Annotated in this window: 13 protein-coding genes; 6 read left to right on the forward strand and 7 right to left on the reverse strand. The window is 52.4% G+C overall.

Translation table 11 applies throughout. The features are described from left to right. Positions 1-40 precede the first annotated feature (40 nt). From JNO50_RS07955 to JNO50_RS07975, 5 genes are all read left to right on the forward strand, one after another. Entirely contained in the window at positions 41-1174 is a 1134-nt protein-coding gene (locus tag JNO50_RS07955) for a D-alanyl-D-alanine carboxypeptidase family protein (protein WP_189534580.1), read from the forward strand. A 30-nt stretch (positions 1175-1204) separates the two neighbouring features. After that, complete coding sequence (locus tag JNO50_RS07960; protein WP_189534578.1) at positions 1205-1474, forward strand: HP0495 family protein; 270 nt, start codon at positions 1205-1207, stop codon at positions 1472-1474. Between the two features lies 1 nt (position 1475). Further along, entirely contained in the window at positions 1476-2105 is a 630-nt protein-coding gene (lipB, locus tag JNO50_RS07965; protein ID WP_189534576.1) for a lipoyl(octanoyl) transferase LipB, read from the forward strand. Continuing rightward, positions 2102-3049 carry a lipoyl synthase gene (gene lipA, locus JNO50_RS07970; protein ID WP_189534574.1) on the forward strand — a complete coding sequence of 316 codons (948 nt, stop codon included), beginning with the start codon at positions 2102-2104 and terminating at the stop codon, positions 3047-3049. The genes lipB and lipA overlap by 4 nt, the downstream gene beginning before the upstream one ends. Before the next feature lie 136 nt (positions 3050-3185). Continuing rightward, on the forward strand, positions 3186-4829 hold the full coding sequence (locus JNO50_RS07975; protein WP_189534572.1) for a hypothetical protein: 1644 nt from the start codon (positions 3186-3188) through the stop codon (positions 4827-4829). 129 nt (positions 4830-4958) lie between these two features. On the opposite strand, the gene JNO50_RS07980 is transcribed toward JNO50_RS07975, so the two are convergent. Together JNO50_RS07980 and JNO50_RS07985 are read right to left on the reverse strand one after the other, a co-directional pair. After that, on the reverse strand, positions 4959-6641 hold the full coding sequence (locus tag JNO50_RS07980) for an ATP-binding protein (RefSeq protein WP_189534570.1): 1683 nt from the start codon (positions 6639-6641) through the stop codon (positions 4959-4961). A gap of 71 nt (positions 6642-6712) precedes the next feature. Then, the gene (locus JNO50_RS07985) at positions 6713-8044 is read right to left on the reverse strand and encodes a DNA cytosine methyltransferase (RefSeq protein WP_189534568.1); all 1332 of its coding nucleotides are present in this window, start codon (positions 8042-8044) and stop codon (positions 6713-6715) included. A 50-nt stretch (positions 8045-8094) separates the two neighbouring features. Here JNO50_RS07985 and JNO50_RS07990 point away from each other — a divergent pair, with 50 nt between their 5' ends. Next, positions 8095-8841 (forward strand): SprT-like domain-containing protein, encoded by a 747-nt coding sequence (locus JNO50_RS07990; RefSeq protein ID WP_189534566.1) that lies wholly within the window; start codon positions 8095-8097, stop codon positions 8839-8841. 166 nt (positions 8842-9007) lie between these two features. Here the strand turns inward: JNO50_RS07990 and JNO50_RS07995 are convergent, their stop codons facing one another. The 5 genes from JNO50_RS07995 to JNO50_RS08015 all read right to left on the reverse strand — a co-directional run bounded on the left by JNO50_RS07995 (position 9008) and on the right by JNO50_RS08015 (position 13692). Then, complete coding sequence (locus JNO50_RS07995) at positions 9008-9187, reverse strand: hypothetical protein (protein ID WP_189534564.1); 180 nt, start codon at positions 9185-9187, stop codon at positions 9008-9010. Positions 9188-9265: 78 nt separating this feature from the next. Beyond that, on the reverse strand, positions 9266-10273 hold the full coding sequence (locus tag JNO50_RS08000) for a TniQ family protein (RefSeq protein ID WP_189534562.1): 1008 nt from the start codon (positions 10271-10273) through the stop codon (positions 9266-9268). 4 nt (positions 10274-10277) lie between these two features. Beyond that, the gene (locus tag JNO50_RS08005; RefSeq protein WP_189534560.1) at positions 10278-11165 is read right to left on the reverse strand and encodes a TniB family NTP-binding protein; all 888 of its coding nucleotides are present in this window, start codon (positions 11163-11165) and stop codon (positions 10278-10280) included. Then, positions 11162-13039 (reverse strand): Mu transposase C-terminal domain-containing protein, encoded by a 1878-nt coding sequence (locus JNO50_RS08010; protein ID WP_189534559.1) that lies wholly within the window; start codon positions 13037-13039, stop codon positions 11162-11164. The genes JNO50_RS08005 and JNO50_RS08010 overlap by 4 nt, the downstream gene beginning before the upstream one ends. After that, positions 13036-13692 carry a TnsA endonuclease N-terminal domain-containing protein gene (locus tag JNO50_RS08015; protein ID WP_189534557.1) on the reverse strand — a complete coding sequence of 219 codons (657 nt, stop codon included), beginning with the start codon at positions 13690-13692 and terminating at the stop codon, positions 13036-13038. Before JNO50_RS08015 ends, JNO50_RS08010 begins: the two co-directional genes overlap by 4 nt. Positions 13693-13739 lie beyond the last annotated feature (47 nt).

Consider the following 13739-nt stretch of genomic DNA (forward strand, 5'->3'; position numbering starts at 1 on the left):
GTCGTCATTGTTTGTGACGCCTTCCGCAAGTCTGATTCCGATGAAAACACTCTCCCGAATTTTTCTGGCCGCCACCCTGGCGCTGCCCGTTTTGTCTCACGCCGCTTTCGTGCCCCCGGTTCCCGAAATCGCCGGCAAGGCCTACTACCTGACCGACTTCTATAGCGGCCAGGTGATCGCGCAGAAAGATGCCGACAACCGCATCGAACCGGCATCGCTGACCAAGCTGATGACGGCTTACCTGACCTTCAAGGCGTTGCACGAAAAGCGCCTGACGCTGGAGCAGACCCTGACCGTGTCCACCAAGGGCTGGAAGATCGAAGGCTCCAAGATGTTCCTCGATCCCAAGGTGCCGGCGCGTGTCGATGACCTGATCAAGGGCATGATCGTGCAGTCCGGCAATGACGCCTGCGTGACGCTCGCCGAAGCGATCGCCGGCAGCGAGGAAGTCTTCGCCCAGATGATGAACGCCGAGGCACGGCGTCTGGGGATGAAGAACACCCAGTTCCGCAACGCCACCGGCCTGCCGGATCCCGAGCATTACACCACCGTGCACGATCTGGCCATCCTGTCGGCATCGATCATCCGCGACTTCCCCGAGTTCTATCCGATCTACTCGATGAAGTCCTTCACGTATAACAACATCAGCCAGCCGAACCGCAATCTGCTGTTGTACCGCGACCCCAACGTCGACGGCATGAAAACCGGTCATACCGACGGGGCCGGTTTTAATCTGATCACCTCCGCGCACCGCGACGGTCGTCGCGTGCTGTCCGTGGTGGTCGGCACCGCGAGCCCCGAGGCGCGCGCGGCGGAAAGCTCGAAACTGATCAACTACGCCTTGCAGTTCTTCGAAACGCCCAAACTCTATACCGCGAACAAGCCGGTATCGACGCTCGGTCTTTACAAGGGCGCCAAGGGATCGCTGAATGTCGGCTTCACCTCCGATATTTTCGCGACGGTCGGCAAGGGCGATGCGGCCAAGATCAAATCGACGATCGATATCAAGCAGCCGCTGATCGCGCCGGTCAAGGCCGGACAAGCCGTCGGCAAACTGACGGTGACGCTGGACGGCAAGGTGATCGAAGAGCGTCCGGTCGTGGCGCTCGAGACGGTCGAAGAGGGTGGTTTCTTCCGCCGTTTGTGGGATGCGATCCGCCTGCTGTTCAAGTAACGCGAACCGCTATTGCAAGGAATCCAGGCAATGACTGAAGCACGCACGGAACTGCTCGAGTTCCCCTGCCGTTTTCCGCTCAAGATCATGGGCGAAAAACATGAAGCCTTTACACTGACCATCATCGAGGTCGTGCGCATGCACGCGCCGGATCTGATGGAGCATGATGTCGACAGCCGTGACAGCAGCAGCGGCCGCTACCAGTCCCTGACCGTGACCGTTAACGCCGTGTCGCGCGAGCAGCTGGACGCGATCTATCTTGCTCTGACGGGACACCCGATGGTCAAGGTGGTGCTCTGACGTGAGCCGGCTGATCAAGCATTTGGGACTGGTCGACTACGAACCCACCTGGCGGGCCATGCAGGCGTTCACCGACGGGCGCGACGAGCGGACCCCGGATGAAATCTGGCTGGTCGAACACCCTCCCGTCTTCACGCTGGGGCTGGGCGGCAAGGAAGAGCATCTGCTGTGCCCGACGTCCATTCCCCTCGTGCGCACCGACCGGGGGGGACAGGTCACCTACCATGGCCCCGGACAACTGGTGGCGTATCTGATGATCGACTTCAAGCGCATGCAGATCGGGGTGCGCGAGCTGGTGCGCCGCATCGAGCAGGCACTGGTGGACACGGTGGCCGAGTACGGTATCCGCGCCAATGGCGACGTCGACGCGCCCGGGGTGTACGTGGACGGCGCGAAGATCGCGTCGCTGGGGCTGCGGATCCGCAACGGCGCCGTGTACCATGGGCTGTCGCTCAATGTGGACATGGATCTGACACCGTTTACCTGGATCAATCCTTGCGGTTATGCTGGCCTCAAGGTGACCCAGTTGAAAGATCTGGGGATCGATACAACGGTCGACGAGGTCGCCGCCAGGCTGCTGCCGCACCTGGAGCGCCATCTGACCGTGACAATGGAGAAGGCAAGCGCATGAAAACAGATAACCAGGCCGGCGTGAAGCACAAGGGCGCGGCCAAGACGGCGCGGATTCCGATCAAGATCGTGCCCCTTGAAGAAAAACTCAAAAAGCCGGAATGGATCCGCGCCAAGTTGCCCACCGGCACGCGCTTTAACGAAATCAAAGCGATCCTGCGCGAGCAGAAACTTCACACCGTGTGCGAAGAAGCGACCTGTCCGAATATCGGGGAATGCTTCAGCAAGGGCACCGCGACGTTCATGATCATGGGCGATATCTGCACCCGGCGCTGCCCATTCTGCGATGTCGGTCATGGCCGCCCCAATCCGCTGGACCCGCAAGAACCGACCCATCTTGGCCAAACCGTGGCCGCCATGCGCTTGCGCTATGTGGTGGTGACCTCGGTGGATCGCGACGATTTGCGCGACGGCGGCGCGGGTCACTTCGCCGAATGCATCGGCAAGGTGCGCGAATTGTCGCCGGGGACCCAGATCGAAGTGCTGGTCCCGGATTTCCGCGGTCGTCTGGATGTCGCCATCGATATCCTCAGCGAAACCCGCCCCGATGTGATGAACCACAATCTGGAAACCGTGCCGCGTCTTTACAAGCAGGCCCGCCCCGGCGCCGATTACCAGCATTCGCTGGATCTGCTCCGTGACTACAAGGCGCGCAACCCCGATGTGCTCACCAAATCCGGTCTGATGGTCGGACTTGGGGAGACCGACGAGGAAATCCTCGAGGTGATGCGCGATCTGCGTGCCCATGGTGTCGACATGCTGACGATCGGGCAGTATCTGCAACCGTCCGGCGGACACCTGCCGGTGCTGCGCTATGTGCATCCCGATACCTTCCGCATGTTCGAGGAGAAGGCCCGGGAAATGGGGTTCAAGCACGCCGCCGTCGGCGCCATGGTGCGCTCCAGCTATCACGCCGACCAGCAGGCGCATGGCGCCGGGGTGTGATGACGATTCCAACGCTCATGGCGACTGAACAACGCTAATTTGTACTCTACATCGCTAATCGCTACTGAAAGGGGCGGATATGCGGAGGGCTATACCGAAGATCAGAGAGTTTCCGGATGATGGCCGAATCTGGAGGGTGGACTGGTTTGGTGGTGTAGAGCGCAATCCTCAGATTCCTTCTGAACCGAAAATCCAACTCATCATCAGCCCGGTGGTTGCTGGCGCTACCGACTATGCTGCTACCAGCGCGGTCAATCATGAAGAACGACGCTCGATTAGCATCGGCGTCGGCCAGCTCCCTCTCGTAACGATCGGTTCCCTCTGGCAAAACCGCCACTGTCTTGTTGAAATCGCCGGCAAGACCAAGACCTTCGACAATCTCGTCATCTCACCCGAAACGGTTCGTTTGCTGAAATCCGATGCTCTGGTGGAAGGGCAGTCCCTCATTCGCAAGAAGTACCACCAGATCGGCGTTGGGCTTGCGGCAAACTGCCTGGCGATCGAATGGCAGGGCGACCCCTACGGCATCATCATCCCGGCAGCTGAGATCATTCGTTTTTACTATGCAACGTCAACCGATCTCGCCAAAGCCATTTTCGCCGGCGATTTTCGACATGAGCTGGGCTCGATCGTGAATCCGGCGGAGTGTGGTTATTTCGAGCAGGAGAGACGCGGCAGACTCAAGCTGCGCAAGGAATTTGCCGATGCGGATGCCTATGTTATTGGCCGCATCTTGTTTAGCCCTGAAGCGTTCAAGGGTACCGCCCTGGTGCATGACTCGATGATCAAGCAAGCGGTGCAGGGCAAGTCCCGCTTGTATCCAGAAGCTGCGTTTCCTTTCTCAGGGAAGACTAACTTACGGGTGCGCATGAAGTCGATGAAGGCTCCGGATGAGGAGCGCTGGCGTTTCATTGTCTTTGCCGTGGAGTACTGCACGGGGCCATTTCCATTCAGTGCAATCACCTGTGATCGAGATAACAGCAACCTGCGGCCGGAAGAAGGTCATGATCAGCCGGACGAATTGAAAGCACCTGCTTACCCTCGCAAGCAGCAATCGGGAAAGGATGTTACCGATGGTGAATTGCAGAGCGATGAGGATGCCTCCAAGGAGGTCCAGTCGGCTGTAATTGATCTGCCGGAGGAGCGATTTGGCGCGCTGGCAAACATGGAGTTAGAGAAACCAGAGAAAGACATTTGCCACTATTTCAATGCAGGAAGTGTTCGGCCTCTTGCACTCCCGACGGATGTGCTAGGTACGGGAGATGGTAATTACTCTAATGACGTCGTGACCCCAACGTCAGCCGAAGTTAAGCATGTGCGCCAAGAGGCTTTGCCGGCAAGCTTTGCAAACTTCGAGGCGATGGTGAGGCATCTGGATGGATTGCCTGGGTGCCAGGCAAGGATTCGTCCCAGAACTGATGCCATTGCTTACATTCCACTGACAAAACCAAAGCGCACGTGGCAGTGGGCTTACTTTCATTCTGGGACGCAGCAAAGACGCGCTGTTATCGTTGCTGATATTGTGAGAGAAGGACATGAATGCAATTTGATCGAGTTTCAGTGGCGTGAAGGAGAGTCGTTCAAGCTTGCTATGGTGTCTTTGCCGAGTGGGGGCAAGCTTAGTGATGAGCAGCTTTATCTATTACTTCGTATGCTGGCTAAACAAGATGGTCGTTGGGAAAACACAAAGCCATTACCGGGAAATATCTGTTTGATAACGCTTAAACATACTTGGCCTTCAGTAGATGCTTGTGTTCAAGCTGTAATATCAAAGATTTAAATGCATAAGTTGTATGGGTGTTTCTAGGGGAAATTGGATTATTTGTTTTTCGGATGAGAAAGAGCATTGGAAGAATTTTTTCTTGCCAATGCTCTCAGTGTGAAATGTGTTAGTTGGAATGGAGAATTGTTAGTTTTTGCAATAGGCCCACTCGAGTAAAGGCTGTGTATTAGCAACTAGTGTATCAATTTCTTGTTTGTTAGGTTTGTAATTTCCGTGAGAGATGCTGTTTAATAAAATGATGCTGTCAAATATTTTAGCGACACCATTTGCTTTGATTGCTTGGACAACCTTCTGATCCTTGCTGTAGTGAAAAATTTTATTGATTGTGGGGGTCTTTGGCCCTAGTTGACCAACTTCATTTTTGAGTTTGGTGAATATGGTATGTATTCCATCTGCCGAGTAGTTTTGGTACTCATTAGGATGTTTGTCTTTTATCCTGTTAAGAATTCCTTGCTCTAAAATTATCCTCAAGCAGAGTGCTGTCCCGATGTATCTTGCGGAAGTATAAAGTCGCACGGACTCATCGATAATATCTTTTAGTCCAATATAATTGGTCTGTTCCCCTAAACTTTTCAAAAAAGACTGAATTGTTGGGGCCGATGGAGGAGGCTGATCGCTATTGTTCTGGCCTTGGTTTGTGGCCGGAGAAGTGGGCTGAGCTGTTCCTCCTTGTGGTGTTGTAGGATTGTGAGGTGCAGTAGGTTTGGGTTTAGTGTGCGGTGGTTTAATGTTCTGCTCTTTTTCCGCTTCTTCTCTCGTGGCTACAACTTTAGGTGTTTCTTTTGTTCGGTATGCTTGTGCTTGTTTCTGCAGATCGTGCATTCCTGGAGTGGCCTCGATCTGAGCAAAGAAGTGTTCTTCGTTGAACTCAAACTTATCTTTCGTATAACTTATGGGTTGCCCATCTAAAAATAACTCGCCATAAATGCGTTGGCGTCCATATTTATTTCCCGTTTTGAATAGTTTGTTTGGGATGTATGGAGTTCTTGTGGTGCCATGAATTACTCGACCATTTCTGAATAATACAAGCCCAGGGTTTGTTACATAGCTACCTTCCTTGAGTAGCATTATGTCGCCAGTTACTAAGTGGCCATTCATGACAAATTCAATAGGGACGCTCCATGTTTTTGGGGCGCCAATAGCATAAAGCTGTCCCTTTATGGTTTCATAAACAGGGGTGACTAGCACTTCGTTGTTGTTTTCGAAAATTAACTTTTCTTCTTTTTCATCGTAACTGAAATATATGCTTATGCGTTCTCTTGATATAAATCTTTGATAGATTTCAGTAATGTCCTTCTTGATCTCTTGATATTTTTTTGGATCAATAGGTTTTCTAATATTCTTTAGAGAAATTTTTGTGTAATTCTTTTCTATGCTAGCTTGCTCTTGAACTTGTATTTTGCTGCTTCCGCTGTTAAGCAAATTCTCTAGATTGAAATCTGTTGTTAACTTGTTAGACTCAGAGAGCGGTTTTGTTTCTAGAGTCCAGTTATCAGCGAACCAAACCGCAGCAGCTTTCATCCCTATGCCGAATTCGCTAAGCCCCTTGTTTTGCGGCTGCTTTGCGGGCTTTAGTGCGGCCTCAAGTTTTGCTTTTTGAATCCCCGGGCCATTATCACTTATGATTATGGAATTTTTTAGCTTGTCGTTTATGTATTGTTCTGAATAAATTTTAACGTGAATTTTAAGTTCATTTTCAGGATTTGGATTCTGTGCTGATTCTATTTGATATGCATGAATGGCATTGTCAATGAACTCTGCCAAGGCGTAAGCAGGTTCATAGCCTTGGTTTTTTAAAAGAAGATACATGGACATGTCAGGCGATATGTTTACCGAGAACATTTTTTAGCCCTTATTTTCTTGATGATAATGTGGTGCCTTTAAAGCAGTCTTTTTGCTATTTCTTCAACTATATGAGCATTAACTGCATTGCCAAGAGCTTTGAAAGCTCTGGCGCGAATCGATGGAAGAAATTTCAACCCATCTAATGCTTGAAGTGTTGCTGCTTCTCTTGCCTCTAAATATCTTTTATGTCTTCCAACTATTGGAATTTGCGTTGTGGTCATGGCAATAAGTGAAGGGGCCATTTCTGGTTTCATTACACGAATGCCTGATGCTCTAAATTGAATAGTGTGCTGCCAAATGTCTGGAATTTTTCTGTCTCCACGCCATTCAAATTTTTGCCAACTGTTTGGAAATTCTTTTAATTCCTGCTTCCATATATCAAAAAAATCTTTATGTTTTTCATAAATGGAGCGTGAATATTTTATTGAGGAGTGCATCCACTTTGGTGCCGCTCCATTTTCATTCTTGGATGCGTAATGCGGGAGCGCTTGAATCGCATCTTCTCTGGTAAGGTAATTTGAGAGAGGAGTACCAAAAGCGCCTGCATGTATGTTCCAGTCCTCGTTTGGCAGGCCTTCTAAAGGGTAGGTTGCACCGAATTCCGATGCGATAATTGTCAAGCTTGAAAAATTTTCTAGCCTACGGATAGTTTCATTCCATTTCTCCAATGCACGGAGCTTTCCTGGTTCGATGGGCCGGGCATCTTTTGTTTCTGAGTTTATTAATTCATATATTGGTTTTATTCGATCAATTTTTGGGGCTGGCCAAGAGAAATCTTCTAGCCCAGTTCTGGATGCGACAACAAATAAGCGGAGGCGTTGCTGAGGAAGGCCGAATTGGGTTGGAGAATATATTTTATATTGAACTTCATATCCAAGGTTTTTGAAATTATCTTTAATATATTGCCAAAAGCTTCCATTTGCAATGGTGAGTACATTCGGCACATTCTCCAGTAAAACATATTTTGGATTATGGTGTCTGATAATGCGAAACACATCATCGATCAATTTTCCGGATTCTGGACAGGCGGCGCCTTTCTTTTTTCCTGCAAGTGAAAATGGTTGGCAAGGGAATCCAGCGCATAAAATTTCATGGGCTGGAATTTTTTTCTCGTCAACATTTCTTATGTCGCCTTCAGGAAGTAATCCAAAATTTTTGTGATATAAATCCCTTAGGCCGTCATCTAGCTCGCAAGAAAAGACGCATTGATGCCCTGTGTTCTCCAGTCCAACATGAAATCCACCGAGTCCTGCGAATAGGTCTACAAATTTATACGAGCGCGAAGGGGGGGGGGGGCGAGACTTGGTCCTGGTGACGGCGCCTGCAAACGGGGTGTCGTAAGGTTCCCCTTGGGGGAGGAAGTCCATGTGTTCTCCCTGCGGTTGACTGTTATTGTTTCGTACGATACATTTTAATAATGAGACATGATAACGTCAACCCCACTGCTGATTTATATGCGCAATTGATGCATGTGGCAGATCATTTCAATCACAAGCTTTTCGATGGCGCCTTGCCAGAAATGATGTTCACTTTACATAGAGAGAGGCATTCGGCGGGCTATTTCTCAGCCGAACGGTGGCGACACTTAAGTGGCAAAAGTGTTAGCGAAATTGCACTAAATTCAGCTTATTTTGCAAATAGATCTTTGATTCAATTGCTCCAGACGATCGTGCATGAGCAGTGCCATCTCTGGCAGCATCATTTTGGTGCCCCAAGTCGCGCAGGGTATCATAATGCAGAATGGGCTCATAAGATGGAAGAGGTCGGGCTTGTTCCAAGTTCTACTGGTCAACCTGGAGGGAAGAAGACAGGCCAAAAAATGGCTGACTATCCTGCTTCGGGTGGAAAATTTCTTTTGGCTTGTGTAGAGCTAGTCAAAGATGGGTTTTGTCTTTCATGGATTGATAGAGGTTTTAATGGGGGCAAGGTAAGTAGAAGTTCCGTGAGTGGTGTGTTGGACATCGAGGATATGTTAGGAGATAAGCTCTTTGCTCCTATCGGGAAGTACTTTACTGATTTTCATTTGAATGAAAATGCTGATGTTGTCTTGAAGAAAAGAAAAGTAAAGTATTTTTGTAGTTCTTGTCAGGCTAATGTTTGGGGGAAAAAAGGGCTGCAAATTATGTGTATGAAATGTAATAAACTATTTGTCGTTTATGAGTGATTGCTTGGTATCTGGAAATATTTTTGTTTCCTTGAGTTTTCCTGATTTAAGTGTTCACCGGGTGTTGGCTCTGACAGTCTTAGCTGTCGCATCTCCATGCGCAATATTGGCTGAAGGCCGATGCTTACGCAGATCAGCCTAACGCAGCCTTTACCGCAGTATCATTTTAGCGACGGCGATCGGGTTCCTTCGCCACGCCCTTGTAGGGATCTCCATCCTTCTTTTGGCTGATGAAGCGACCGCTTTCATCATCTCGTTTGGTCCAGTTGCCATTCTGCGGATTCTGTACCTGACTTCGATTAATTACGGATCCGTTACGGTAATTCTCTCCAGTGTTTTTTGCCATGGAAATGCTCCAGTGTCTGTGCAAAAGCGCACGATTCACTATAGACAAACATCCATATGTTGCAAGTAAATTTTGTTTTCAACTACATGTTGTGTTTGTCATGGTGCGAATGGACTCGATGTACCAGTCTGGACAATCGTCGAAGTCCTTGAAAAGGACGTTGTAACGGACTGCCTTGTCACGGTGTGCGGCTTTCAGTCGATGTGGCCAGTGGTGGATTAGCCACCATGCCAAACCAATGATGTGGTGCCTTTCGCTAATTGGACGTTGCTCGAAAGTCGGCATGCCAGTCGTTAGTTCTGGCAGGGGATGGCCGGTTTGCGCGCAAAGGTACGGATGCAGCTTGAGTGCCAAGCGTTGAGACACGCACAGCGCGCAAAAATGATGCAGGATTGCGAGCCGATCACTCATTTGCTGCAGGGCATGAGGTATCGGCGAGGATAGTAGTTCAAGTGCATGTTGCCAGGAAGTGAAGATCTCACGGTTCCATTGGTCAACTGGATCGGTCTGGGCTCGCGTCAGATCGAATGCGCAATGGCTACAGATGTTCAACGCGGCAAACGCCTCTTGATCAGGATGGCCTAGGTCGGTGCGGTGGAATGCGACGCCCTTGCCGCAAGCCGGGCAGCGATCGAGCAGCATGACACCATGGATCGGGCAAAAGGTGTGGAAGGCGACGCGCCAAGCGCGGTGATAGTACGGTTCATTGGCTGTGGCCAAGCAGAGCGGGCAGAACTGCAAACCGTGCCCCAAGCGTGTTCGGTGGTAGATATTGAGCGGCAGTATCCAGCGTAATTGACCGGATTGACTCTGCTGTCGGAATACAGTGCCAAGTAAGGTCTGCAGTGTTGTTGCTAAGACTCGTTCTTCGTCTTGTCCTGTTCGCAATGACACAAGGTTCAACAACCAGGTGGGTGCACCCCGGTCGATATCGCGATTCCAAATTTGGTAGTGTGCGCCGAATTCGTGTTGGCAGAAGGTTTGAACCTTCAACCCATTTGCATGGGCCGTCCGTACCAACCAGCAGGATAACAACTCGTCCGGAAGAGGATGGGGGTGAGCTGGCCAACGCTGACCGGATAGCATGTGTTTAGCCGTTTGTTATGAGAAGCCGTTTACGGTCTGACGGCGACACCCAGTGAATGGCCTTCAGTATGCCCACGTCGATGTATTCACGTCCGCTCTCTATCGCGGCGATCGCTGCTGCTGTCAGCAGTTGGGACAGCTCACCAATATATCCTTCGCTGAGTGCAAACAACTGGGTAGCTATGGATGTGTCGTGCAGAGCCGAGGGCTCACGCAACGGCAGCATGCGCTCGAAGCTGGCCAACAGGCGCAGAAAGTCGGTATCAAATTCCCAGCGTGGCAGCAGCGCAGGTTCGAACCGGTTTGCCAATTGTGGGTCGGTTTGCAGTGCGCGGAAGGCATCGCGGGTGCCGACAGCCACGATTGGAACCTGTAGCTCATTGCCCAGGTACTTGAGTACGTTTAAGAAGGCACGCTGCCGGTTCAGGTTTCCAGCCAGAACATGATGGATCTCATCGATGATCAGCATGCGCAGCCCGACATATTTCAGCAGCTTGATGACCTGGAATTGCTTCTTGTCTACTCGATCGTTCGGCTTGTAGGGCGCAAACAGCAGCTCAAGGATGGCGTTGTAGAAGCGCCCTTCATCGGGAACCGGCGGCGCCTGCATGCACAGCACCGGTACGCGGATGCCATCGCCTTCAGGGTTGTCGTCGGCAGGATGTTGGGTGCAGAACCGCTGTACCAGCATGGTCTTGCCGTTGTTGGTGTCGCCGACTACCAGCAGGTTGGGCATGCGGTGCGATTGCGGATAGGTCAACAGATCTTCCAGCTTGGACAGGATGGCTTTCGCTTGCGGGTAGCCGATCCAGCGCGGTGCGCGAATACGCTCGATCCGCTCGGCATCGCTGAGCGCGAGCAACTTGAGGGTCGATTCGTTCAAGTGGCTCATGTCAGGTCATCCATTTCATCAAATGGCAGGATGGCCGGCGTCGTCTGTATCGGCATTGGGATTGGTGCTGTCCTTGGCTCAACCTGCTCGGCAGGCGGGCGGGGCACCTCTTGGTTATTTTTCCGGCGCTGCGCGGCTCGCCGGGTCGACATGGTTTTTGCCTGGGCCGTCTGCTCGATCTCACGCATGCGATCGTAGGCCTCAAATAGCTCTCTTTCCTCGATGTGACGTCTGCCGTCAGCCTCGGCACGACGCTTGGCCTCGCGCATTTCCCAAATGCTGATAGGCGGGTGCGATGTGTTTCGGTAGGGAATGGGGTAGTAGACATTCACCTCGGGGTCGTAAAACCAAACCGTACTGATGTCGCGCGGGTCGCGCCGGAACATGAATTTGCGTTTGTATTTTGGAGCGACCGGGTCAGGGGCGTTGATCCAGCGGCGCAGCACGTCGTGATAGTAGTGGATCTCGTCGATCACCACGCCGTAGTCCTGCACCGTGCGTTCCTCGTAGGGCATCAGGTCGAGCCGCAGCCGGTTCTCATCGGTCATTCTTGCCGGCAGTCCGCGGCCCGGCGTGTCCTTGGTACCGAAGACGCCTTGGCGGTATTTCTCCATCGGCGACATGTTGAGGCTGGAGTGCACGCGCTGGTGATAAACACTGACGATGAACGTCACCAGCCACTCCTCGAACTCGGTCAGCGTCAGTGCCGCCTTGCCCACTGAGTCGTAGTCTCCGCGTTCTCGGGCATTCGAAAAGGTGGTGCCCGGCAAGGTATGGATCTCCTTGGCAAAAGTGCCAAGAAGTCGTTCGATGTGCCCGCCGAAATGGGGGCGCGCCACCGGGCGCCATTCGATATCGATGCCATATTCGTCGCAGGCGCGCTTCAGCATGTTGCCGCGAAACTCTTTGGCATTGTCCATGTGCAGCTTCGCGGGTACGCCCCAGCACGGCCATTCGCCTTTGATGCCGTGCTTAGCCAGCCAGGCGTCCTTGGGCAGGATGGCGTTAGCGAGGCACTGGCCGGTAGACAGCGCGCCAGGCGGGTCGAACGACACGTAAAACCCGACAACCATCCGGCTGAAGACGTCGATAGCGAGCGTGATCCACGGACGGCCAACTGGGCGCCGGTCGATGTCGTCCACCAGGATGATGTCCAGCGGCGTGTGATCGATCTGAACGACGGCCAAGGGCCAGTCGGCGCCTGGGAAGCTGCCTTCGATTGGCGAATAGGCATGGTCGGCGGCTTTGCGGCCCTTGCGCTTGGTCATCACCTGTTCACCGGCAAGTTGCTTGAGGCGATTGCGTATGGTGTTGTCGTGCGGAGGTTCGAATCCTGCATGTAAGCAACGCTTGCGCACTTCGTCGCACACCTTCTGTTGCGACTTGCGCTGCTTGGTCAGGTATTCGCTTTCCACGACTGCCTGAATGATGGTTTCGATTTCCGGCAAGAACTTGGTGGCGCCTTTGTCGCTGCGAGTGCGCGGTAGTAGGGCGGTCAGCAAGTGGCTGTCGTCGTATCGCTGTATCCACTCGTAGAGTGTATTCGTATGGTGGCCGAACAGCTTACCGCGCTCGGTGACGTCTTGCCGGCTGCGATCCGGTTTGTCGAGCAATGGGCGGATGATTTCATAGCGCCGTTTGGCTTCTTCCCAGTCTTTGTCGAGCACTTGCAGCAGCTCGGGACGGTTTGCAGGCTGCGCATTACCGACTACCGCTTCCAACGCGGATACCTTGGCATGGCAGACCTGGTCGGTTTCCTCATCGATCAGCAGCACCTCATCCAGATCGAGCACATGGGTAATGCGATGAAGCCGGTTTTGATAGATGACCGCGGTCCCTGGTTGCAGCTGCAGCATCGTACTCGGCGTATTCATTTGCGAAGGCTCCAGATTGGGCTGCTCATCGTCAGTTTGGTCGAAAGGTCGGTACCGATTTGGCGGGTGCCGACTAAGTACCAGAGGGACGGGAGCAGGCGTGCCTGATTCCATTGATCTTGGAATGCCGACTCCAGTAGCTCTGACGGCGTAGTTCGGCGCAATTGGCGCAGTCGCTCATCGAGCAGATCCATGTGCGCATCCTCGACCGGGCCTTGTCGGACGAATGGCAACAGGAACTTGGCGTTGTCGAGATAGGGAGTGCGGATCTCTACCTCGGTGACGATCTTGAAGCGCCATCCTTGGGGACGGGCGAAATGCACGGCAGCACGCAGTTTGGGCCGCAGCTGTAACCAGTCATTGCGCAGTTCGTCGCGGTATTTGACCTCGTAGAGCGTTTTGCTGCTCTGCCCATGCGGCAGATTGAATGTAGCGAGAACGTCGGGGGTGTAGCGGCGCGGTTTGCCGTCCGAATCCGTCCAGTCGAGCGTCAGCGGCTGAACTTCGAAAGTTTCGACAGCCGGGTCGAATTCCAGCAGGGCGATGAAATCGCGCTCCAGCGTCGATTCGAACATGGCCGGGCCGTCGGCTTTGGCGTGTGCAGCAATGCCGGTCACGTTGCGGTAGTTTTTGGGGATCTTGCGCACGGGCATGATCGGCCTCTCAGCTCACTGCATAAATGTCATCTGTCAGCCCAACT

Origin of the sequence: Paludibacterium paludis (genome assembly GCF_018802605.1) — a bacterium.
Lineage (GTDB): Bacteria > Pseudomonadota > Gammaproteobacteria > Burkholderiales > Chromobacteriaceae > Paludibacterium > Paludibacterium paludis.